Origin of the sequence: Hymenobacter cheonanensis (genome assembly GCF_030581075.1) — a bacterium.
GTDB lineage: Bacteria > Bacteroidota > Bacteroidia > Cytophagales > Hymenobacteraceae > Hymenobacter.
Window position 1 is genome coordinate 354,069 of the sequence record NZ_JAUQSW010000001.1, and the last position, 21,596, is coordinate 375,664.

Annotated in this window: 19 protein-coding genes; 11 read left to right on the plus strand and 8 right to left on the minus strand. The window is 63.2% G+C overall.

All coding sequences use genetic code 11. From position 1 onward, the window contains the following. Window positions 1-104 precede the first annotated feature (104 nt). Entirely contained in the window at window positions 105-1,100 is a 996-nt protein-coding gene (gene mgrA, locus Q5H89_RS01510; protein ID WP_305017520.1) for an L-glyceraldehyde 3-phosphate reductase, read from the minus strand. A gap of 187 nt (window positions 1,101-1,287) precedes the next feature. Here mgrA and Q5H89_RS01515 point away from each other — a divergent pair, with 187 nt between their 5' ends. The 3 genes from Q5H89_RS01515 (at window position 1,288) to Q5H89_RS01525 (ending at window position 7,505) form a co-directional block, all read left to right on the plus strand. Further along, window positions 1,288-3,228 carry a CocE/NonD family hydrolase gene (locus Q5H89_RS01515; protein WP_305017521.1) on the plus strand — a complete coding sequence of 647 codons (1,941 nt, stop codon included), beginning with the start codon at window positions 1,288-1,290 and terminating at the stop codon, window positions 3,226-3,228. A gap of 1,104 nt (window positions 3,229-4,332) precedes the next feature. Then, window positions 4,333-4,824, plus strand: a complete 492-nt coding sequence (locus tag Q5H89_RS01520) for a T9SS type A sorting domain-containing protein (protein WP_305017522.1) — start codon at window positions 4,333-4,335, stop codon at window positions 4,822-4,824. A gap of 32 nt (window positions 4,825-4,856) precedes the next feature. Further along, window positions 4,857-7,505, plus strand: a complete 2,649-nt coding sequence (locus Q5H89_RS01525; RefSeq protein ID WP_305017523.1) for a hypothetical protein — start codon at window positions 4,857-4,859, stop codon at window positions 7,503-7,505. 75 nt (window positions 7,506-7,580) lie between these two features. Here the strand turns inward: Q5H89_RS01525 and Q5H89_RS01530 are convergent, their stop codons facing one another. The 7 genes from Q5H89_RS01530 to Q5H89_RS01560 form a co-directional block, all read right to left on the minus strand. Then, window positions 7,581-7,967, minus strand: coding sequence for a nuclear transport factor 2 family protein (locus Q5H89_RS01530; protein ID WP_305017524.1), 387 nt, complete (start codon window positions 7,965-7,967; stop codon window positions 7,581-7,583). A gap of 175 nt (window positions 7,968-8,142) precedes the next feature. Then, complete coding sequence (gene dinB / locus Q5H89_RS01535) at window positions 8,143-9,237, minus strand: DNA polymerase IV (protein ID WP_305017525.1); 1,095 nt, start codon at window positions 9,235-9,237, stop codon at window positions 8,143-8,145. Window positions 9,238-9,278: 41 nt separating this feature from the next. Further along, window positions 9,279-10,979 (minus strand): sensor histidine kinase, encoded by a 1,701-nt coding sequence (locus Q5H89_RS01540; RefSeq protein ID WP_305017526.1) that lies wholly within the window; start codon window positions 10,977-10,979, stop codon window positions 9,279-9,281. Further along, window positions 10,976-11,299 (minus strand): circadian clock KaiB family protein, encoded by a 324-nt coding sequence (locus Q5H89_RS01545; protein ID WP_305017527.1) that lies wholly within the window; start codon window positions 11,297-11,299, stop codon window positions 10,976-10,978. Before Q5H89_RS01545 ends, Q5H89_RS01540 begins: the two co-directional genes overlap by 4 nt. Window positions 11,300-11,302: 3 nt before the next feature. Beyond that, window positions 11,303-11,632 (minus strand): circadian clock KaiB family protein, encoded by a 330-nt coding sequence (locus Q5H89_RS01550; protein WP_305017528.1) that lies wholly within the window; start codon window positions 11,630-11,632, stop codon window positions 11,303-11,305. A gap of 19 nt (window positions 11,633-11,651) precedes the next feature. Continuing rightward, window positions 11,652-13,391: a circadian clock protein KaiC gene (gene kaiC, locus Q5H89_RS01555; protein WP_305017529.1), complete on the minus strand. Its 1,740-nt coding sequence runs from the start codon at window positions 13,389-13,391 to the stop codon at window positions 11,652-11,654. A gap of 70 nt (window positions 13,392-13,461) precedes the next feature. Further along, the gene (locus tag Q5H89_RS01560) at window positions 13,462-14,076 is read right to left on the minus strand and encodes a sce7726 family protein (RefSeq protein ID WP_305017530.1); all 615 of its coding nucleotides are present in this window, start codon (window positions 14,074-14,076) and stop codon (window positions 13,462-13,464) included. A gap of 51 nt (window positions 14,077-14,127) precedes the next feature. Here Q5H89_RS01560 and Q5H89_RS01565 point away from each other — a divergent pair, with 51 nt between their 5' ends. From Q5H89_RS01565 to Q5H89_RS01600, 8 genes are all read left to right on the plus strand, one after another. Further along, window positions 14,128-14,505, plus strand: a complete 378-nt coding sequence (locus tag Q5H89_RS01565) for a group III truncated hemoglobin (protein ID WP_305017531.1) — start codon at window positions 14,128-14,130, stop codon at window positions 14,503-14,505. Window positions 14,506-14,566: 61 nt separating this feature from the next. Next, the gene (locus tag Q5H89_RS01570; protein WP_305017532.1) at window positions 14,567-15,049 is read left to right on the plus strand and encodes a DinB family protein; all 483 of its coding nucleotides are present in this window, start codon (window positions 14,567-14,569) and stop codon (window positions 15,047-15,049) included. Window positions 15,050-15,168: 119 nt separating this feature from the next. Then, window positions 15,169-15,843: an outer membrane beta-barrel protein gene (locus Q5H89_RS01575; protein WP_305017533.1), complete on the plus strand. Its 675-nt coding sequence runs from the start codon at window positions 15,169-15,171 to the stop codon at window positions 15,841-15,843. A gap of 195 nt (window positions 15,844-16,038) precedes the next feature. Further along, window positions 16,039-16,719 carry an outer membrane beta-barrel protein gene (locus Q5H89_RS01580; RefSeq protein ID WP_305017534.1) on the plus strand — a complete coding sequence of 227 codons (681 nt, stop codon included), beginning with the start codon at window positions 16,039-16,041 and terminating at the stop codon, window positions 16,717-16,719. Window positions 16,720-16,914: 195 nt separating this feature from the next. Next, complete coding sequence (locus Q5H89_RS01585) at window positions 16,915-17,577, plus strand: hypothetical protein (protein WP_305017535.1); 663 nt, start codon at window positions 16,915-16,917, stop codon at window positions 17,575-17,577. A gap of 19 nt (window positions 17,578-17,596) precedes the next feature. Further along, window positions 17,597-18,589, plus strand: coding sequence for a hypothetical protein (locus Q5H89_RS01590; RefSeq protein ID WP_305017536.1), 993 nt, complete (start codon window positions 17,597-17,599; stop codon window positions 18,587-18,589). Window positions 18,590-18,781: 192 nt separating this feature from the next. Next, window positions 18,782-20,560 (plus strand): OmpA family protein, encoded by a 1,779-nt coding sequence (locus Q5H89_RS01595; protein ID WP_305017537.1) that lies wholly within the window; start codon window positions 18,782-18,784, stop codon window positions 20,558-20,560. A gap of 168 nt (window positions 20,561-20,728) precedes the next feature. Beyond that, entirely contained in the window at window positions 20,729-21,505 is a 777-nt protein-coding gene (locus Q5H89_RS01600; protein ID WP_305017538.1) for an ABC transporter permease, read from the plus strand. Window positions 21,506-21,596: the final 91 nt, after the last annotated feature.

Below are 21,596 nucleotides of genomic sequence, written 5' to 3' on the forward strand. Positions count from 1 at the left end.
GTGTGCTATGCCAAGATTCTTCGACTACGCTCCGCTTCGCTCAGCATGACGGATTAGAGGTCTTGTAACTAAAATTAAAGCAGCTTCTTTATGAAAGCCAGCCGCTAGCCCAGCATAGCGTCAATCTGCGCCAGCTCGTCGGGGCTGAACTGGTAGTTTTTGAGGCAACCCACCGCGTCGAGCACCTGCTGCGGCTTGCTGGCCCCAATGATAACGGAGGTGAGGCGCGGGTCTTTCAGCACCCAGGCCAGGGCTAGCTGGGCCAGGGTTTGGCCGCGCTGCTGGGCTAGCCCGTTGAGCTGGCGGGCTTTCTCAATATTGGCAGGGTTGAGCTGGCTTTCCTCAATGGCGCCGTTGCCGAGCTTGCGGGCCGCGCGCGAATCGGGCGGCACGCCGTGCAAGTACTTGTCAGTCAGTACACCCTGGGCCAGCGACGAGAAGGCGATGCAGCCCACGCCTTCCTCGGCCAGCGCGTCGAGCAGGCCGTTTTCGGGGTCGCGCACCAGCAGCGAGTATTTAGGCTGATGGATAACGCAGGGCGTGCCCAGCTCGCGCAGGATGGCGCAGGCACGGCGCGTTTCGTCGGGCGAGTAGCTGCTCAGGCCCACGTACAGGGCCTTGCCCTGGCGCACCAGGTGGTCGAGGGCCGTCATGCTTTCCTCCAGGGGCGTGGCCGGGTCGGGCCGGTGGTGGTAGTAGATGTCCACGTAGTCGAGGCCCATGCGGCGCAGGCTTTGGTCGAGGCTGGCCACGAGGTACTTGCGCGAGCCACCGTCGCCGTAGGGGCCGGGCCACATGCCGTAGCCGGCCTTGGTCGAGATAATCAGCTCGTCGCGATGGGGCTTAAAATCAGTTTTATACAGCCGGCCAAACGTTTCTTCGGCCGCGCCGGGGGGCGGGCCGTAGTTGTTGGCCAGGTCGAAGTGCGTAATGCCCGCGTCGAAGGCCGTGCGCAGAATATCGCGGCAGCCGGCCAGGGCATTCACCTCGCCAAAATTTTGCCACAGGCCCACCGAAATGGCGGGCAGCTGCAAGCCGCTGCGGCCGCTGCGGCGGTAGTGCATAGTGTCGTAGCGGGTGGGGCTAGCCAGGTAGGTCATGGGCGTGAACTGATATTAGGTACTGATTACAAACTATTTGGCTAGTACAAGCCTGCGGGGCAATCACACCGCACCGGCGCCCGAGCAGCTGCGCACCGGTGCAATTGCGCTGCAAGCTCGCACCGACAGCCGGTTTTGCGGGCAGAGCCGCGGCAACCATAAGCTACAATCTGCTACTTTGCGCCCTATGCTCCGCTTTATAGTTCTCCTTGGCCTGGCTGGGCTAGCCCGGCCGGCTGCTGCCCAAACCACTACCCGCGCTCAGGATTCGGCCTTTGTGCGCCAAACCTACCGCAAGGTCGAGCAGCTCATCCCGATGCGCGACGGCACCCGGCTGGCTACCATCCTCTACGTGCCGCTCGATGCCAGCGCGGCCCGCCCCTACCCTTTCCTGCTGGAGCGCACGCCCTACTCGGCCGGCCCGCGCGGGGCCAACAACTACCCCACGCGCGGCCCCGGCCCCAGCCGCGAGCTTAGCCAGGAAAAATACATTTTCGTGTACCAGGATGTGCGGGGCCGCTACCTCAGCGAGGGGCAGTTTGAGGAGATGACGCCCGCCCTCAACAACCCGCCCAAACCCGGCCTAAAAGGCAAAAGCACGCCCCACGACGAAAGCACCGATACCTACGATACCATTGAGTGGCTGCTCAAAAACGTGGCCGGCCACAACGGGCGCGTGGGTATCATGGGCATCTCGTACCCGGGCTTTTATGCCACCGCCAGCCTGCCCGGGGCGCACCCGGCCCTCAAAGCCGTGTCGCCGCAGGCGCCGGTTACGGATGAGTTTATGGGCGACGATGCCCGGCACAACGGGGCGTTTTTCCTGCTCGATAACTTCGATTTTACCAATTACTTCGATGTGCCCCGGCCCCAGCCGGTGGCCACCTACCCGGAGCTATTCCCGCTAAAAATCAGCGACGCCTACCAGTTCTTTCTGGAGCTAGGGCCCATCAAAAATGCAAATCAAGCCCAGTACTTCAACGGCCGGGCGCGCATCTGGAACGAGTACCTGGCCCACGATACCTACGATGCCTACTGGCAGGCGCGCAACATCCGGCCGCACCTCACGGGCGTGAGGCCGGCCGTGCTCGTGGTAGGCGGCTGGTACGATGCCGAAGACCTCTTTGGCGCCCTGCACACCTACCAGGCCATCGAAAAGCAAAACCCCGGCGCCACCAACCGCCTCGTGATGGGCCCCTGGACCCACGGCGCCTGGGGCCGCCCCGACTGGAGCACCTACGGCCCGCTGAGCTTCGGCCAGAACACCGCCTCCTACTACCGCCAGCAGCTGGAAACGCCGTTTTTCAATTATTACCTGAAAGGCAAAGGCAGCTTCAACGCGGCCGAGGCTACGGTGTTTGACACGGGCACGAATGAGTGGAAAACCTACCCGGCCTGGCCGCCGAAGGCTAGCCAGCCGCGCATGCTTTTATTACAGGCGAAAGGAAATCTGCTTTTGGAAACCCGATTAGCTCATATGATTAACAACAAGGTTCTTGGTTATCCTAACGTAGATACACCTCCGGCTAAGCTACCAGAACCACCCGCCCCGCCAGCCTTCACCGAATACGTCAGCGACCCGGCCAGCCCCGTGCCCTACACCGACGGCGTGAAGGCTAGCCGCGACAGCGAGTATATGATTGAAGACCAACGCTTCGCCGCCAAACGGCCCGATGTGCTCACGTTCCAGACCCAGCCGCTGGCCCAGGACCTTACCGTGGCCGGCCCGCTAGGGGTCGACTTGTGGGTGAGCACCTCGGGCACCGACGCCGACTTTGTGGTGAAGCTCATCGACGTGCTGCCCGACGGCCCGGCCGGCACCCAGCGCCTGGTGCGGGCCGACGTGTTTCGGGGCCGCTACCGCCACAGCTTCGCGAAGCCCGAGGCCTTTCAGCCCAACGTGCCCACCGAGGTAAAATATGACCTGAACGACGTACTGCACACCTTTAAGAAGGGCCACCGCCTGCTGGTGCAGGTGCAAAGCACCTGGTTTCCGCTCGTCGACCGCAACCCGCAGCAGTTCGTCAATATCTCCACGGCCGAGGCCAAAGACTTCCAAAAGGCTACCATTCGGGTGTACCACGAAGCAGGCCACGCCTCGGGCCTCACGCTACGCGTGCTGCAGTAAGCAACGTAGGGCCTTGGCTGTCGCCGGACATAATCCGTTTTGTCAGTGTGGGACTAGCCAGCGGGGCCGTTGCAGGGCACAGCAAGCCGCGCCAAGCTGCTGGCCGGGCGGTGTGAAGCAGGCGCCGCGTGCAGAAGGCAGGCTAGCCACTTGGTGTAGTTGTAGGCACCCTTCCGGTCTTACCAGCCAGGGCCAGGGTGATGGGACTTGCCTATTTGTCTTAGATGGTAGGCTTGGATGGTGGGTTTTTCAATTTGCTTCGGCCGGTAGCAGCACTATTTATGTGCCACTACCGGCCGAAGTAGTTAGCGGCTGTTGGTGGCTGCGGCGGCTTCCGGCCAGTGGGGCACTCTGGTCTGCCGCCGTTTCTTACGCCGGCCGTTCACCGGCCGGCGGGGTAAGCCAATAGAAGTATTTTTAGAAAAACGGGTATTTATACGTGTTTAAAAAATAAACAAGCTGCCTATTTTTGGTCCACTGTTTCAGGCTGTTGGCTTATTAGCAAGCCTGAAACAAGGCCAAGCTTACTGCCCGCCAAGGGCCGGCCTCCCGGATTGCCCCACTCCCTTTCCTCTCAGCTATGCAAACTTTTACTTCTGCCAGGCGGCAGGCCTTAGCTGGGGCACTTGGTGCCCGCCCCGCTACCCCACACAGCGCGGCTGCGGGGGCGTACTACCGCGGCCGGGCGGCCCTAAGGCGCGGCCTACCGGCGCCCTCAGGTACGGCGGGCACGCGCGCACAGGCGCCGTTGGCGCCTACGGCGGCAGAACAGCCACAGCAGGCCGGCGGCGCCACACGCTAGCCCGGCACGTGCCCGATAACCGGGTGCCAGGCGCTGGCCCGTGCTGCGTGCGCCGGGGCCCGGCTGCGGCGCCGTGTGTCCGCACAAGCCATTTATTATAGCATAGCCCTACTTCTACGGAGCGCGGCGGCTAAGAAGCTGGGGTGCTGCACCAGCCTCCCTTTCGTAGCCGGAAGGCAGCGGGCCTCCGGCGAGCCTGCCAGATTCCGGAACAGCGCGGCTGGCCATTCACTGCTCTGCTTAACATCTTGCATAGCAAGTCATTGCATTCAACTCTCACCCTGTTTTCCCCCTGTATGCTTATGAAAAAAATACGACCCTATGGCTTGCTTGCCGTTGGGCTGCTTGGCGGAAGCTTTGCCGCCCGCAGCCAGGCTAGCCCCGCCCCTACGGTGCTTGGCGCAGCGGGGCAGGAATTCAGCGCCGCCGGCATCTTGCTGGACTGGACGGTGGGCGAAGTGGCCGTGGCTGCCTGGCAGCCAGCCGGCGCGGCGCAGCTGCTGGAAGGATTTCACCGGGGCCCCTGGCAGCCGGTGGCGGCCCCCGAAGCCGTGTCAGTTTACCCCAACCCGTTCCGGTCAGAAGCCTGGGTACGCTTGCCAGCTACTGCAGCAGCGGCGCAGCTCACGCTCTACGACTTACAGGGCCGGCAGGTGCGCACCTTTTCGGCCACTGCGGAGGGGGGCACGCTGCACCTGGACCTGGCCGACCTGCCCGTAGCTGGCTATGTACTAAGCGTGTACGACCCCGCTAGTGGCCACCGCACCTTTCACGTTCTGGTTAAAAACGACTAAGCACGCCTTTTTTCTCAACCTACCTCCACGTTATGTTTACACGCTTACACTTCCCCTCCATCGTATCGGCAGCCCTGCTGCTGCACGCTGCCTCGGCGCAGGCCCAAACCTCGCAAACCAAGCCGGCGCAGGCAGCCACTCCCCTGCCGCAGGCGATGAACTACCAGGGCATTACCCGCGACGCCAGCGGCAAGCCCTTGCAGAATAAACTTGTGGCCTTGCGCATCAGCGTGCTGGCGGGCGGGGCCGATGGGCGGGTGGCCTACGCCGAAACGCACCTCGTCACTACCACCGACCAGGGCTCCTTTGCCCTGGCCATTGGGCGCGGCAACGCCACGCAGGGCACTTTTGGCGGCATAGCCTGGGGCAGCGCCAACCATTTCCTGCGCGTGGAGATGGACCCCACCGGGGGGCGCAACTTCCGCCTCATGGGGGCTTCGGAGCTGCTATCGGTGCCGTATGCCTTCTACGCCGGCACTGCCGGGCAGCTCAGCGGCAGCAGCACGGCTGGCACGGGTGCCGGGAGCATGGCTTCGGCGGCTGGGCCGGGCGTGCCGTCTCAGGTGTGGTCGCTGTTTGGCAACTCGGGGGTGAACCCCAAAACCGACCGCCTCGGCACTACCGATGCGGCCGACCTCGTGCTCATCACCAACAACACTGAGCGGCTCACCATTACCAGCCAGGGCAACGTGGCCATTCGCAACGACCTGGGGATTGGCAACGACCTGACGGTGAATCGCAACGTGACCCTTAACACAACGGGCGGCGCTACCCTGAACAACGGCCCCCTAACCGTGGCCAACGCCAGCCCAACTGCCCTGAGCGGCACGCTGAACGTGACGGGGGCTACTAACCTGGCCAGCACGCTGAATACGGTGGGGGCCACTACCCTGCGCAATACCCTGGACGTGACCGGGGCTACCACCCTGAACAATACCCTGAACACCTTGGGGGCCACTACCTTGCGCAGCACGCTAGGGGTCACCGGCGCCTCTACCCTCAATAATACGCTCCATGTAGTGGGGGGTACTACGCTGGATAATACCCTGAACACGCTGGGCGCCACCACCCTGGGCAGCACCCTCGGGGTTACGGGGGCTACCAATCTGGCCAGCACGCTCGGGGTTACGGGGGCTACCAGTCTGGCCAGCACCTTGAATACGGTGGGCGCCACCACCCTGCGCAACACCCTGGGCGTAGATGGGGCCACCGCCCTGGGCAGCACGCTAGGGGTCGCCGGGGCCTCTACCCTCAATAACACACTTCACGTGGTGGGGGCCACCACGCTGGACAATAGCCTGAACACGCTGGGCGCCACCACCTTGCGCAGCACGCTCGGGGTTAGCGGCGCGGCCACCCTGGGCGGCAGCCTAGCCGTTGCCGGCGCCACTACCTTCAACAACAGCCTGGCGGCCAACGGCCAGGTTACCATCAACACGGCTACGAGCGGTGGCGACGACAGCTACAGCGCCTATCCGCTGCGGGTGCAGGGCAGCAGCCAGGGTATCGCCATTAAGCTGAACGCCGGCACCCCCGACAACTCCAATAACTTCGTCACCTTCCTCAACAGCTCCGGCGATGCCGTTGGCAGCATTGAGGGCCAAACCAAAGCGGAAATCGCCCTCGACCCCGAATACATTTACACCAATGCGAACTTGGTTGCGACGGCGGGCGTAGCGCTGGCCAACGTGGTATCGGCGGCGCTGCCAGTGCCGGTAGTTGTGGGCGGGCTCATTGCCAGCGCGGGGGCAGGCGAATGCGTGGGGTGTATTGCCGAAGCCGTGGCAAACCAGCTCCTGGCCGATGCCAACATCGTCAGCTACAACGTTTTCGCCTTCCAAAGCCCCGGCGTTACGTATCAGTCGGGCTCGGCCGACTATGCCGAATGGCTGGAAAGAAGCAACGCGGCCGAAAGAATAGCGGCCGGCGACATCGTAGCCGTTAATGGCGGCAAAATTTCCAAGTATACGGTTGGGGCTCCGCAGTTTATGGTTATTTCGACCAAGCCGGCCGTGCTCGGCAACATGCCCCCCACGGGCCAGGAAGCCACCTTTGAGAAAGTTGCTTTCATGGGTCAGATTCCGGTGAAGGTTCGCGGCCTCGTTTTCTCCGGCGATTACATCCTGCCCTCGGGCCTGAATGACGGCACCGGCATCGCCGTGTCGCCCAAGGCCATCAAAGCAGACCAGTACAAGCAGATTGTGGGCGTAGCGTGGTCCGAAGCCCTGGTCGAAGGCGGCATTACGCTCGTAAACATGGCCATCGGCCTGAACAATAATGACTTGGCAAACCTCGCGGCCGAGCACGACACGAAGCTCAAAGCCCTGGAAACCAAGCTCACCACCTTCGAGCAGCGGCTGCTGGCCCTGGAAGGCGGCTCGGCTTCGCAGCCGGTGGCCGCCAGCCTGGGCGCCGCACCCGCCAAAGCCAGCCCAGCCAAGGAACTCACGCGCGATGAGCTGTTTGTAAAAAACATGCCCTCCGAGCTGAGCGACAAGGTAATGACCGATGCCATTGCCTATTTGAAAGACTCCTTTGCCAAGCAGGGGCTTTCGCTCAAGAATAACCCGGGCCTGACCCGGCTTTTTACGGATACCTCGTATCAGGCAGAAGTTATCCACAAATACCAGGCGCGCTACAAAGCATCCTACCAGGATGTTCTGACCAGGAGCAAGCAGTAATGAGCTTGCCGCAACAAAAAAATCCGGGCGTGAGTCCGGATTTTTTTGTTGGTAGCCGTTGCCTGTGTTGCGGGGCTAGCTCGCCTGCTTCTGGGCGTGCCAGAGCACTAGCTGCCAGCCTTTTGCGTCGTCTTTGATGTAAACCACCACGTACTTGATGCGCGTGAAGCCAGGCTGCCCATCGGCGCCGGGGCCGAGGTCAATCTGGATGAGCGCGTTGACGATGGCCGTGCGGTCGTCGTTGTAGGGACGCACGGTAATGTTCTCCATATCAACCTTATCGTAGCGGCTTTGGCCGCTGGCGATGGAGGCCAGGTAGCTCGCCTTGCCATCCTGGTGGCCGTTGGAATGGGTGTAGATGAGGTCGTCGGCAAAGATGGTTTCCAGCGTGGGCAGGTCTTTGGCAACCTGCGCGTCGAAGCGGCGGCGCTCCAGTTGTTCGATTTCCTGAATGGCAGACATTTTCTCAGTCAATAGTAAATAATGAGTAGGCAACAAAGAACGTCATGCTGAACGCAGTGAAGCATCTTGGTCGCGGGCGCCAGGGGGATTTCCCAGCGAAGCAACCAAGATGCTTCGGCTGCGCTCAGCATGACGACCGTATTTTTTAGCCCAAGCGTCCTTGCTACTTATCTACTTAAAAGAGCGTGAGCTGCCCGCCGGGGCTGGCCGGCGGCGCCTCGCCATCAAGGCTGGAAAGCGACAAGCCCAGCAGGCGCACGCCCTTGGGCAAGGGCAGGAGCGCAGTTAACATCTCCTGGCCGGTGCGCAGCAGCGCGGCTTCGTCGGGCACGGAGGCTGGCAGCGTGCGGCTGCGGGTTATTTGCTGGAAATCACTGAATTTCACTTTCAGCGTGAGCGTGCGGCCCGACTGGCCGGTGCGCTGGCAGTAGGCCCAGACTTTGGCAGCCACGGGCAGCAAAGCGCCCAGCAGCTCGGGCAGCTCGTGCAGGTCGTGGGCAAAGGTGGTTTCGGCGCCCACCGACTTGCGCTGGCGGTCGGGCTGCACGGGGCGGTGGTCCTGGGCGTGGGCAATGGCGTGGTAGTAGGCGCCGGCCTTGCCAAAGTGCTGGCGCAGCAGCGCTTCGGGCTGCTGGCGCAGGTCGGCGCCGGTGAAGATGCCCAGCGCGTGCAGCCGCGCCGCCGTGGCCGGCCCAATGCCGTGAAACTGCCCCACCGCCAGCTTCTCCACAAAAGCCAGCCCCCGGCCGGGCGGAATCACGAACTGGCCGTTGGGCTTGCGGTGGTCGGAGGCCAGCTTGGCCAGAAACTTATTGTAGGAGATGCCCGCCGAGGCCGTGAGCTGGGTGCGCGCCAGGATGGCCGCCCTGATGTCGCGGGCTACCTGGCTAGCCAGCGGCTCGTGCTTGAGGTTGTGCGTCACGTCGAGGTAGGCCTCGTCGAGCGCCACCGGCTCGATGAGCGGCGTGTACTCGGCCATAATTTCGCGCACCTGGCCCGACACTTCTTTGTAGACCTCGAAGCGCGGTGGCACAAACAGCAGCTCGGGGCACAGGCGCCGCGCGGTGCTGGCCGGCATGGCCGAGCGCACGCCGTACTGGCGGGCCTCGTAGCTGGCGGCCATCACCACGCCGCGCTCGCGGGTGCCGCCCACGGCCAGGGGCCGGCCGCGCAAGGCGGGGTCGTCGCGCTGCTCCACGGAGGCGTAGAACGCATCCATGTCGAGGTGAATGATTTTGCGCGGCTCGGCGGCCGGCGAAGTGGGCGTCACACCACAAATTTACCCTAGCCGGGCCCGGGCGGCCAGGCTTTCTACTGTGGCAGCAGCACCGTGAAGGTGGAGCCCACCCCTAGCTCACTTTCGACCAAGATGCGGCCGCCGGCGTTTTCCACCATCTTCTTCACCATAAACAAGCCAATGCCGCTGCCCTCCACGTGGCTGTGCAGGCGCTCGAACAAGCCGAACAGCTTGCGCTGCCCGGCGGCGCTGATGCCCAGGCCATTGTCTTGCACCGTGAGGCGCACCTGCTGGCCCTCGGGGTAGGCACGCAGGCACACGTGCGGCGGCCGGGCGGGGTCGCGGTACTTGAGGGCGTTGCTGAGGAGGTTGTAGAGCAGGCTGCGCAGGTTTTTTTCCAGAAAGTGCACGGCCACGCCCTCGGCCAGGTCAATGTCGAGCTGCGCGCCCGCGCTGCGCACCAGCGGAGCCAGGTCGAGGGCCACGCCCTGCATTACGGGGGCTAGCGGCACCGGCGCGCTGGCCAGGCCGTGCTCGCGGTGCAGCTTGGCCACGTCGCTGAGCTGCTCGATGGTGCGCTGAAAGCGCTCGACCGATTTGGTGAGCATACCCAGAATATCATGCACCGGCGGGCGCTGCCGGGCCTCAATGGGCAGCTCGTCGGTGAGGGCCGCCAGCAGGCCTTCAATATTGGTAATCGGGCCTTTCAGGTCGTGCGAGGCCGTGTAGATAAAACTATCCAGGTCCACGTTCACGCGGGTTAGCTCCTCATTGTTATCGCGCAACAGGCTCTGGGCCTGGGTCACGCGCTCCTGGGCCAGCTTATGCTCGTGGATGTCGGTGTAGGTGCCAATCCACTGCACCACTTCGCCCTGCTCGTTGCGCGAAGGCTGGGCGCGGCCCAGCATCCAGCGGTAGTCGCCGGCCTGGTTGCGCATGCGGCACTCTATTTCGAGCGGCTCAAAGCTAAGCAGGCATTGCCGCCACTTAGCTACCGCCGGCCCAAAGTCGTCGGGGTGAATGCGCGCCTGCAACTGCACGTTCGATACCAATATTTCGCCCGTAAAATCGAACCAGCGCTGATTGAAGTACGTGCTCTGGCCCTGCAAGTCGGCCGTCCAGGCTATTTGCGGAATGCCTTCGAGCACGCGGCTGACCTCGGCGGCGGTGCGCTCTATGGCCTGGCGGGCGGCCTGCTGGCGCACCAGCTCCTCGTTTTTGCGGTCGAGCAGGGCATTCTGCTTGGCCACCACCGAGCGAATGGTGGAAATTTCTTTGTGCGCCGACATATCGGCCAGCAGCACGGCCAGCGTGGGCGCCCCGCTGAAGGTGAGCACGTTCATCGACACCGAGAAGGGGCGCAACGCCCCATCGCGGCCGTTTTGCAGGGGCAGCTCGCCACGCGCCTGCATGTTCCAGCCCACCTGCCACAGCTCGGCCCAGTAGGCCTGGTACTTGGGGGGCACAAAATAGGTGAATGGCCGGCCCAGAATTTCGCTCAGGCCGCATCCTAGCGCGTGGGCTAGTGCCGCGTTGCAGTACAGCACCAGGCCATCGAGGCCCAGCAGCACGGCGCCTTCGCTCATTTGCTCGATGAGGTGGCGGTAGCCGTGGTCGGCACTTTCGAGCGTAAAGATGCGCGGCCCATCGTCGCCGTGAATGGCCAGCGCATCGACAGCGCCCGTGCGCACGGCCGTAATCAGCTCCTCAGCTTCGCGCAGCCGCTGGCGCAGCTCTTCGTTTTCCCGGGCCAGGTCGGCGGCGGTGGGGTTCATAGCGTGGCGGGAGGCGGCAGATGGTCGAGGCCTAGTATTGCTAATACGGCCGGGCGGTTCGAAAGGTCGCCTACTAGCTGGCGGCGGGGCAGCGGCTGCTGGCGCACCAGCGTGGGCGCGGCAATAATCTGCTCCTGCTGGGCCAGCTGGGGCTGCTGATACATATCAATGATACGCAGCACGTAGCGGCCCGCCAAATGCTGCTCGCAGATTTCCTTGATGTTGCGCAGGGCCCGCGTCGAATTGGGCGTAGCGCCCGACACGTAGAGGTGCAATTCGTAGAGCGGCGCCCCGGGCGCGGCAGCAGAGTCCAGTACCACGGCCTAGCGGAGCTGGGGGCGCAGGTCGAGCCCCACGAGTACCCGCTCTTCGTTTGAAAGGTCGCCGATAACCTTGCGGATGGGCTCGGGCACCTTGCGCACCACCGTCGGAATGGCCAGAATCTGGTCGCCCTCGGCCAGCTGCGGGTGCTGCATCAGGTCGATTACCTCCAGCTGGTAGCGGCCGGGCACGTGCTGCTCGCAGTAGCGGCGCAGGTTGGCCAGCGCCGCTACCGACTTCGACGTTTGGCCGGCCACGTACAGGCGCAGCTCCCAGGTTTCGCCGGCGGGCGGCTCGGTATCGTTCGTCATTTCTTCCCTCAGTTCCATCATAACTAGTGGCATACGGCGCCTAGGGCCGGGTGTTGGGCTGCGCCGTAAAATAATCGGTACCGAGCCCCGAGGCCAGGGCCGAGCGGCCGTCGCGCAGGGCGGCATCGCGGGTATGCTCCTCGTGGCTCACGCGGCGCAGCTCTTCCTCCACCGTTTCAAACTCGGTGCGCAGGTTGGCAATGGTGGCTTCGAGCACGCGGCGCTTGCGTTCAAGGTCACGGTCGCGGCGGGCGGTTTCGTGCTCGCGCACCACGCGCTGGGCTTCCTCCTGAATGCGCTGGGTGAGGCGGCCGGCCCCCGTAATAATGCCCTCGGGCCCGATAATGACGTCGAGCAGCTGAATGCCGTGCTCGGTGACGAGGAACTCGCGCACCTGGTTGGAGTGCGACATGCCCCGGGCTTTCAGGATGCTCAGGCCCCGGTTGCGCTCGCCCACGCCCTCGAGGTCGCGCACCGAAATCCAGGTATCGACCAGCGACGACACGCCTTCCTCCGTCATTTCCATCTGGCCATTGCGGGCGCTGATGAGCGCCGTGAACAAGGCCGTAACGCCATTAACTTTCAGAAAGTCAATCATGCGCGTGAGCATACTGCGCACTTCGCTCAGGCTGCCCACCGAAATAAGATTGCTGATGGGGTCGATGACGACGGCGTGCGGCTGAAACTCGGCGATGGCCCGGTGCAGCGTGACTAAGTGGCGCTCCAGGCCGTTGAGCGTGGGCCGCGAGGCCTCGATGCGCAGCAGGCCCTGGTCGGCATACGCCTGCAAATCAAGGCCCACCGTGCGCATGTTGCGAATGAGCTGGGCCGGCGATTCTTCGAAGGCAAAAAACAGGCAGCGCTCACCGCGCCGGCAGGTTTCGAGGGCAAAGGCGGCGGCTAGCGTGGTTTTGGCCGTGCCGGCTGTGCCGGTGATGAGCGTGCTGGTGCCCCGGTACCACCCCCGGCGCGTAAACATCTCATCGAGGCCCGGCACGCCCGACGAGATAATTTCGTCGGACACCGCGTGTTCGAGCCTGAGCGAGGTGACGGGCAGCACCGAAATGCCGTCTTCGCTGATGAGGTACGGGTATTCGTTGGTGCCGTGGGTGCTGCCGCGGTACTTCACAATGCGCAGGCGGCGGGTGGTAATCTGGTCGATAACGCGGTTATCGAGCAAAATCACGCAGTCCGACACGTACTCTTCCAGCCCTTGCCGGGTCAGAGTGCCTTCGCCGCGCTCGGCCGTGATAACTGTCGTGACGCCTTTGTCCTTGAGCCAGCGAAACAGGCGCCGAATTTCAGAGCGCAGCACAGCCTCATTAGGGAAGCCCGAAAACAGCGCCTCGATGGTGTCGAGCACCACGCGCTTGGCCCCGATGCTGTCGATGGCGTAGCCCAGCCGAATAAACAGGCCGTCCAAATCGTACTCGCCGGCCTCCTCAATTTCCGAGCGGTCGAGGTGCACGTGGTCGAGGCGCAGCTTCTTATCGGCCTGCAATTGCTGCAGGTTGAAGCCCAGCGACGCCACGTTGGCGGCCAGCTCGTCGGCCGTTTCCTCAAAGGTCATGAGCACGCCGGGCTCGCCGTGCTCCTGGGCGCCGCGCACCAGAAACTCAATGCCCAACAGGGTTTTGCCGCAGCCCGCGCTGCCGCACACCAGCGTGGGGCGGCCCAGCGGCAGGCCGCCTTCGGTTATTTCATCGAGGCCTTCTATGCCGGTGGGTGCCTTGAGTAGCCTGGGCAGGGTGGCCGCCGGTAAGGACGTAGCTTCTTGCATAAAAGGGATAGGTCAGTGCAGAGTAGCCCCGAAAGTTAAGGCAGCCGGGCGGGAAAAGCGGCGCTGGCCCCTAGCGCTTCTTCTTTTTTTGTCGGCGGGCGCGCAAAGCGGCCAGGCGTTCGCGCTCGGCCTTGCGGGCCTCGCGCAGCAGCAGGCGCTCGGGCAGCCGCGCCATCAGGCGCTGGCGCACGTAGTGGGCCAGGTGCGAGAGCGGTACGGTGTGGGCGGTGCGCAGGTACTGCGCCACCTCGCGCTGGCGCAGGGTGCTGGCCCCGGCTAGCCCCCGCGCCAGCAAGTACTGCTTTACCTCCTCTACCCACAGCAGGCCGGCCAGCGGGGCGGGCTGCACGGTGGCGTTGTAGCCGGCCGCGCGGTGTAGGCGCAGCTCGCGGCTCTCGGCCGGGGCCACCAGAATGCCCACCCACTCGGGCAGCTGCGGCAGCAGCTTGGGCAGGTGCTTTTCGGTGACTACGAACGTGACGAAGTCGTAGACCTCGGCGTAGCAGCGCAGCTGATTTTGCACGCGCTGCAAAGTGTCGCCGTCGCCCTTTACCTCGTAGCCGTGCATAAAGTGCTCGGTGATGTGCACCACGTCGGCGCGGGTGCTGCCGGTGGGCAGCTCATCTATGTACACGCCCCCTAGCAGCAGCGGGTAGAGGCGGGCGCGGATTTCGGGGTCGTTCATTTGTACCTTCAAAAGTAAACCGGGCGGCCCCGCGCCGCCCCGCCGAGCGCCATGCTACCCGACATCACCACCGAAGCCGACGTGCAGCTGCTCGTAGACAGCTTCTACGAGCGTGTGCAAGCCGACCCCGTACTAGCCCCGGTTTTTATCGACTTTGCCCACGTCGATTTCAGCCACCACCTGCCGCAGCTCTACGATTTTTGGAGTGGCATCTTGCTGGGCACCAATCGGTACCGGGGCTTTCCCATGCGCAAGCATTTTCCGCTGCCCATCGGGCTAGCCCATTTTGAGCGGTGGCTAGGCCTGTTTCAGGCCGCCGTGGAGGCCAATTTTGCCGGGCCCACCGCCGAGCTGGCCAAGCAGCAGGCGCTGCACATTGGGCGGGTATTTGCCACCCGGCTAGGGCTGCTGCGCCCCGATATCGGGTAACTGTTGGCGAGCCTGGCGGTTGAAACTCGACATCCTTTTCATTTTACTTCCTGCTTTTTTTATGGACCAGCCCACCCGCGCCGCCCTCGTGGCCGAGCTTACTGCCCTGCTAGCCGGCGGCAACGCCCACGCCACCCTTGCGCACGCCCTGGCCGACCTGCCCGCGCCGCTGCGCAACCAGGCCGTGCCCGGCGTGCCCTACACCATCTGGCACCTTGTGGAGCACCTGCGCATTGCGCAGGCCGATATTCTGGAGTTTTGCGTGAACCCGCAGTACGTAGCCCTCGACTGGCCCGCCGACTACTGGCCCGACAAAACCCAGGCCGTGGAGGAGGCCGGCTGGCAGGCCGCGCTGCACGCCATTGCCCACGACCAGCAGCAGTTTATCAACCTGCTGAACGACCCGGCCGCCGATTTCTTTGCCCCGCTAGCCCACGGCGAAGGCCAGAACCTGCTGCGCGAAGCCCTGCTCATCGGCGACCACGCGGCGTACCACATTGGCGAGATTATTTTGCTACGCCGCTTGCTAGGGGCCTGGGGCTAAGCCACTTGCCTGCGCCTTGCCTGCCAGTGGCGCTCCGGGGTGCGCGCTAAGTTTGAAGCCGGTATGCAACGCTTTGCGGGCAGCCGGCTTCTTGCTTACCGTACGCCTTCTCCAATTCTATGTCTGCATACTTTGCTGCCCTCGCCGCCCTGCTGCTAGGCGCCCCCCTGGCCACCCTGGCCCAAGCAGCCGACCCCGTGCCGGCCCACCGATTTTATGGCGGCCTGGCTATCTATGATGGTTCCAACCAGTCGGTGCGCGGCTTTTACAGGGGCGAGCGGCTCAACATACCCGTGCAGGCCACGCTAGGCTACCAGCTGCGGCCCCGGCTGGCTCTGCAGGTCGGGCTGGCCTACAGCGGCGGCAAGTCCGATTACGCTGATACCTACAATTATGTAGACAGCAACTTGATACCCATAACGTATAGCACCAGCAGCACCTCGTTGCGGCGGGCTACCTCTGCTTCGCTGCTGGCCCGCTACACGCTCACGCGCCGGGCTAGCCACCGCTTCCAGGTCGATGCGGTGGGTGGCTTGTCCTTCGACCACTCGTTCTACCGCATCACCGGCACCGATACCTACGCCAGCCAGGGCACTATCGAGGTCAGGCCTTATGAGTATTCCGGCGCCTACAACAGCCTGCTAGTCAGCCTGGGGCCTGGCTTTCGCTATCGCTTTGGCCCCCGCCTCGAAGCCGTGTGTGATATTCTTTTCTATACCCCTCTCACCGGCAGCTATCATGCTTTAAACACCTCCCTGGCGCTTGGCCTGCGCTACCGCTTCGGCCCTAGCTAGGGCGCCAAGCCGCTTTTTATGTAGCCTGATTTTCCTGCCCTGGCTACAGCTTTAAGCTTCCACCCCGGGCCTGCGCCAGGTGCCAAGCCGGGCAGCTTGCCCAGGCCCGGCTTTCTTTGCTCGGCAACGGCTGGCTGATTGCGAGATATGCGCGTTGCTAACGTTTATTTACGCAACCTTTTCCCCCTCAGCTTCATGCAAAAACGTTACCCTGCGCTAGCCGCTCTGCTACTGGCTTGCCCGTGCCTAGCCCTCGCCCAACGCCCCGCGCCCCCAGCCGGCGGCCGGCTCTACGTGGGCTTGGGCACTTACCTCAGCAATTTTCAGAGCATCTCTGGCAATTCATTTAGTGGCCTGAAAGTGCCAGTGCAGTTCACGGCGGGCTACCAGTTGCGGCCGCGCCTGGCCTTGCAAGTTGGCGTGGCCTACAACCGGCCCACTTTTGACTACAGCACGCTCAATACAACGGATACTACGCCGGGTGCCCTGCTAGTGACGCAGCGCTACGAAGGCCAGTCGATATGGCGGCGCACCACCCTCTCGGTGCAAGCGCGCTATAGCCTGCGGCAACCCACACGGCGCTTGCAGGTCGAGCTGCTGGCCGGCTACGCCCAGGAGCGGGAGGTGTACACCAGCTACCATAGCTACACAGCTATCGACAATACCAATTCGGTTTACGTTAGCAGTTACAGCACTGATAATCATACTTATTCGCTTAATACTTTCACGGCTGGCCTCAGCACGCGCTACCGCTTTGGCGCGCATTTCGAGGCCGTAGCCGACGGCCTGCTCGTGGGCGTTCCCAACCATTGGAGCAGCCCGCCCGGCCTGGCCGGCTCGCTGGGGCTGCGCTACCGCTTTGGCGGGCAGCAATAGCCCAACCGTTTTTCTTTTGGTAAAAACGGCTTTCCATTTTGAAAAAAAAGCGTCCCGCCCGGCCTAGCGCCGGGCGGGATTTTTTATTTAGCTGCTTCAACTACAAGTACTTACTTAAATAATTTTCTTCTCTTTCCGAATCGGCACTGGTCTTGGCAATAGGTACCCATACCTCACCTAGCTGCCCCTACCGACATGGCCATTCTGGATAACCTGACGAGAGCCGCCAAAGACTTTTTCGTCGAGCCCGGCGCCGAAGCCCCGGCCGCGGCGGCCCCGGCGCCTGCCGTGCCGGTAGCCCCGGCCCAGCCGCTGGCCAGCCTGCCGCCCGGCGCCACCCAGCCCGAGCAGCGCCACCTCGACCACGTGGCCCAGCTGCTGGCCGGCGATGGCAAAGATTTCGGGGCGTTCACCAAAATGGTGAAGAGCCTGGCGGCCAGTGGCCTCAGCGGCCCGCTGCTCTACCAAACGGCTTTCAACGCCTTCGCGGCCGTGACCGGCACCGACCTGGCTAGCCTGCTTACCTCGGCCGATGACCTGGCCCAGAAGCTGGCCGACGACCGCGCCAAAGTGCAGGCCCGCCACCGCGAAAAAATGGGCGAGGCCGTGCCGCTGCAAGGCCCACCCAGTGCCCTGGCCCAGCTGCGCGAGCAGGAAGCCCGGCTGCAGCAAGCTGTGGCCGCCCTCACCCAGCAGCTTACCGACAAAAGCCGGCAGCTCAGCGACACCCAGCAGCAGCTGCAGCAGGAAGGCGCCAAAACCCAGGCCGCCCTCGCCAGCTACGAGCTAGCCCACGCCGCCGCCGTGGCCGAGCTGCAAGCCCACCAGCAAGCCACTAAATCCTTTCTAATCAAGTAACTAAACCCCCTTTCTGAGTATGAAAACCTTGCTTTCTCCCGAACTCAACTCCACCCTGCCCAAGTGGCAGCAGCCCGAAAAAGTGGCCGGCTGGGTGGTGCTGGCCGCCGGTGCCGGGGCCGGCGTGTACTACTGGGGCAAAATCGTGCCTTACCTCGTTGACATCGTGTTTAATAGCGTGAAGCTGGGCATTGGGCTAGGGGCGCTGTTCGTGCTGTTTCTGCTGCTGACCAACAAGCGCATTCAGGCCGGGCTGTGGTACGCCGGGCAGCGCATTCTGCGCACGGCGGCGGGCATTTTCGTGAACACCGACCCCATCGGCATCATGGAGGACTACATCTCGAACACCGAGAAGGAAGCCCGCCAGATGGAGGGCGAAATCGGCCACATCGAGGGTGCCCACGAGCTGGTGAAGCGCAAGCTGGCCGCCAACGATGCCCAGATGAAGGAGTACCTGGCCCTGGCCGACTCGGCTACCCGCCAAAACGAAAAGGACGCCGCCGAAGCCTACGCCAGCCGCGCCGCCCAAATTCTGGACTACAACCAGCGCCTGCAACCGATGGCGACGACGACGGCCAACGTGAGCGTGGTGATGCGCCAGATTCTGAAAGCCGCCCTGCGCCAGATTGACGGCAGCAAGTTCAAGGTCAACCTGTTGAAGGATGAGTACGAGCTGGTGAAGCGCACCAGCTCGGGCATGCGCGCCGCCATGAACATTCTGCGCGGCGACCCCGACAAGAAGTACTTCTTCGACCTGGCCACCGACCGCGTGGCCCAGGATATGGCCCAGCAGCTCGGCCAGATAAAGCAGGCCATGCGCTACTCGCAGGAGTTCGTGAAGGAGATGGACATCCAGAACGGCGTGATGAGCGAGAAGGGCCAGCGCCTGCTCGACCGCTACCAGAAAGGCGACTTCAACGCCTTGCTGGACACCGACAAGAAGCCAGTAGCTACCTCCGTAGCCGCCACCAAAAAAGCCTCCGATGATGCCTATTCTAGCCTGCTTGATTAGTGGCTGCCTGGCGCTGCTGCTGATTGCGGTGCTGCTGTAAAGCCCCACCCCCGGCCCCTCCCCTGCGGGGGAGGGGAGTCTGACGCAAGCCGAGCATCACGCCGCCGTGGCTCCCCTCCCCCGCAGGGGAGGGGCCGGGGGCGGGGCTGCACAAAGGGCAACTCACTCAACCTTTAAAACTTCAACTCTCCAATGACAACTCGTGGTAAAATTGTACTCGGTGCCCTCATCTTCGCACTGCTGTACTTTGGCATCAACAAGCTGATTGCCAGCAATAAAATCTTTCAAAAAGCCGATACGCAATCGGTGCTACTCAGCTCGATTGAGCTGCCGGCCGCGGCGGGCAGCAACCGCGCCACGGTGGTAGTGCCGCTAGCCCCGCTGCCCGGCACCGCCCCCGCCGAAAACGGCACGCCCATGGTGTGGGAAGTAATGGCCTGGAACTCGCAAATGGCCGGCATGCTGGCCAACGGCGGCCCGCGCACCACAATGGGCTCAACGCTGGCGGCCAACAAAGTAGACATGCAGATTGTGCGCCAGGACGACGTGAGCAAGATGCAGGCCGACCTGGTGAAAAACGCCCTCGACCTGCAAAGCAACCCTAGTACGCCGGGCCTGATTGTGAGCATTATGGGCGACGGTCTGCCGGCTTTCTCGGCCGTGCAGAGCCAGCTTGAAAAGGCCGGCACCAGCCTGCAAATCATTCCTTACTCGGTGGGTAAAAGCTTTGGTGAAGACAAGCTGATGGGCCCCAGGGAATGGCTCGATAACCCCAAAGCGGCCCTAGGCAAAACCATTGCCTGCTACCTGCGCGACGGCGACCACAACATTGCCCTGAAATGGTGCGCCGATAACGGCCTGAAGGTGAACCCCGACGAGACGACCTACGACCCCGAAGCCGTGAACTTCATGGCTGCCAGCGACTTCCTGGTGGCCGCCGAGAAGTACATTGTGGGCAAGCCCGAGAGCCGCACCAAGGTGGTGAGCGGCCACAGCACCGGCGTGAAAGTAGACGTGGTGGCCGACGCCGTAGCCACCTGGACGCCCGGCGACGTGAACATTGCCAAGCAGAAAGGCGGCCTCGTCAACATCGTGAGTACCAAGGACTACTCCAACCAGATGCCCAACATCATGGTGACGACCAAGCGCTGGTACGACGCCCACCAGCCCGCCGTGCTGAGTTTGATGACGGCCTTCGCCGTGGCCGGCGACCAGGTGAAAAGCCACCCCGAAGCCCTGGCCCGCGCCGCCGATATCTCGGCCCAGGTCTACGGCGACCAGGACAAGCCCGGCGCCTACTGGCTGAAGTACTACAAGGGCACCAGCGAGGCCGACCGCACCGGCCAGGTGGTGGAGCTAGGGGGTAGCAAAGCCTTCAACTTCAGCGACAACCTGAGCTTGTTTGGCCTCGACGAGGGCGGCACTAACATCTACGCCGCCGTGTACAAAACCTTCGGCGACGTGCAGAGCAAGCTCTACCCCAAGGAGCTACCGAGCTACGTACCCCTGGCCAACATGCTCGACCTGACGCTGTTGCGCAAGCTGCAAGCCCAGTACAAGGGCAAGAACGTGGCCCCGGCCGAAACCCAGCAGTTTGCCGCCGACGACGAAATCCGCCGCAGCGTGAGCAAGCGCGCCTGGAACATCGAGTTCAACACCGGCCAGAGCACCTTCACGCCCGCCGCCCAGCGCGAACTCAGTCAGCTTTTCGACGACCTCGTGGTGGCCGGCCGCCTCAAAGTGGCCGTGCACGGCTACACCGACAACACCGGCAACCCCACCGCCAACCAGCAGCTTAGCCAGGCCCGCGCCGAGGCCGTGGCCCACTGGCTCGAAGCCAAAAGCGCCAGCGCCTTCCCGCAGGGCCGCGTGCAGGTGTACGCCCACGGCGCCGCCGAGCCGGTAGCCCCCAACACCACCGAGGCCGGCAAAGCCGCCAACCGCCGCGTGGAAGTGGTACTGGGCAATTAAGCAGCGCTTAACTGCTCAAAATAAAGACCGTCATGCTGAGCGCAGCGGAGTCGAAGCATCTCGCTCGGCGAACTAACTCCTAACGCTAGCAACGAAGCGGTAGAGATACTTCGACTCCGCTACGCTGCGCTCAGCATGACGGTCATTTTATATTAAACAGACTTTATAATGAGCCCCCTTTTTACCCCCAATGCCCACCCGCGCCGCGCTACCCTAGCCGCGCTCGTGGCCGGCCAGGTGCTGGTGTTGCTGGCGCTGTGGCTGTTCTTCCCGCTTCAGCTTTTCCCCAGCCTGCGTGAGGTTTTGCGGGCCCTCGGCGACCTTGTTACCACGCAAGGGCTGCTGCCCGAGCTGTGGGCTAGCCTCACCACGGCCTTCCAGGCGCTGGGCATTGCTACGGTGCTGGCGCTGTTCATTTCCTACCTCACGGCGCTACCGTTTTTCCGGCCGCTGGCCTTCGCAGCCAGCAAGCTGCGCTACCTCACCCTCACCGGGCTCACGTTTTTTATGGCGCTGCTGCTCAGCTCGGGGCACCAGGTAAAGCTCTCGGTGCTGGTATTCGGGGCCACGGTGTACCTGGTTACGGGCATGACGCGCGTCATCCTCAGCACCACGCAGGAGGAGCTGGACCACGCCCGCACGCTGGGCCTGGGCGAGTGGGGTAGCTTTTGGCAGGTGGTGGTGCGCGGCAAGCTGGCCGATATGCTTGAAGTAGTGCGCCAGAATTTCGCCATCATCTGGACCCTGATAACGCTGGTCGAAACCCTCTACCAATCGGAAGGCGGCATCGGCCTGCTGCTGTATAAGCAAAACCGCTACCTGCACCTCGATGGCGTGGTGGCCATTCAGCTCGTTATTCTGGCCGTGGGCGTGGCCCAGGATTATGGCTTCGAGGCGCTGCGGAAAGTGTTTTTTCCTTACGCGGGGCTGGGGGCGGCGGGGTAGGCTAGCCGTTCTAGCGAGGCGCCTCACCCCCCGGCCCCCTCTCCGAAAAGGAGAGGGGGAGCCTGACGATTAATCAGGCGCATTAATCAAT

Coding starts and splice junctions, on each gene's coding strand:
- Q5H89_RS01595 (WP_305017537.1), top strand. CDS start 18,782: ATGACAACTCGTGGTAAAATTGTACTCGGTGCCCTCATCTTCGCACTG.
- Q5H89_RS01580 (WP_305017534.1), top strand. CDS start 16,039: ATGCAAAAACGTTACCCTGCGCTAGCCGCTCTGCTACTGGCTTGCCCG.
- Q5H89_RS01530 (WP_305017524.1), bottom strand. CDS start 7,967: ATGTCTGCCATTCAGGAAATCGAACAACTGGAGCGCCGCCGCTTCGAC.
- mgrA (WP_305017520.1), bottom strand. CDS start 1,100: ATGACCTACCTGGCTAGCCCCACCCGCTACGACACTATGCACTACCGC.
- Q5H89_RS01600 (WP_305017538.1), top strand. CDS start 20,729: ATGAGCCCCCTTTTTACCCCCAATGCCCACCCGCGCCGCGCTACCCTA.
- Q5H89_RS01570 (WP_305017532.1), top strand. CDS start 14,567: ATGGACCAGCCCACCCGCGCCGCCCTCGTGGCCGAGCTTACTGCCCTG.
- Q5H89_RS01560 (WP_305017530.1), bottom strand. CDS start 14,076: ATGAACGACCCCGAAATCCGCGCCCGCCTCTACCCGCTGCTGCTAGGG.
- Q5H89_RS01550 (WP_305017528.1), bottom strand. CDS start 11,632: ATGATGGAACTGAGGGAAGAAATGACGAACGATACCGAGCCGCCCGCC.
- Q5H89_RS01590 (WP_305017536.1), top strand. CDS start 17,597: ATGAAAACCTTGCTTTCTCCCGAACTCAACTCCACCCTGCCCAAGTGG.
- Q5H89_RS01575 (WP_305017533.1), top strand. CDS start 15,169: ATGTCTGCATACTTTGCTGCCCTCGCCGCCCTGCTGCTAGGCGCCCCC.
- Q5H89_RS01565 (WP_305017531.1), top strand. CDS start 14,128: ATGCTACCCGACATCACCACCGAAGCCGACGTGCAGCTGCTCGTAGAC.
- kaiC (WP_305017529.1), bottom strand. CDS start 13,391: ATGCAAGAAGCTACGTCCTTACCGGCGGCCACCCTGCCCAGGCTACTC.
- Q5H89_RS01515 (WP_305017521.1), top strand. CDS start 1,288: ATGCTCCGCTTTATAGTTCTCCTTGGCCTGGCTGGGCTAGCCCGGCCG.
- Q5H89_RS01520 (WP_305017522.1), top strand. CDS start 4,333: ATGAAAAAAATACGACCCTATGGCTTGCTTGCCGTTGGGCTGCTTGGC.
- Q5H89_RS01585 (WP_305017535.1), top strand. CDS start 16,915: ATGGCCATTCTGGATAACCTGACGAGAGCCGCCAAAGACTTTTTCGTC.
- Q5H89_RS01540 (WP_305017526.1), bottom strand. CDS start 10,979: ATGAACCCCACCGCCGCCGACCTGGCCCGGGAAAACGAAGAGCTGCGC.
- Q5H89_RS01525 (WP_305017523.1), top strand. CDS start 4,857: ATGTTTACACGCTTACACTTCCCCTCCATCGTATCGGCAGCCCTGCTG.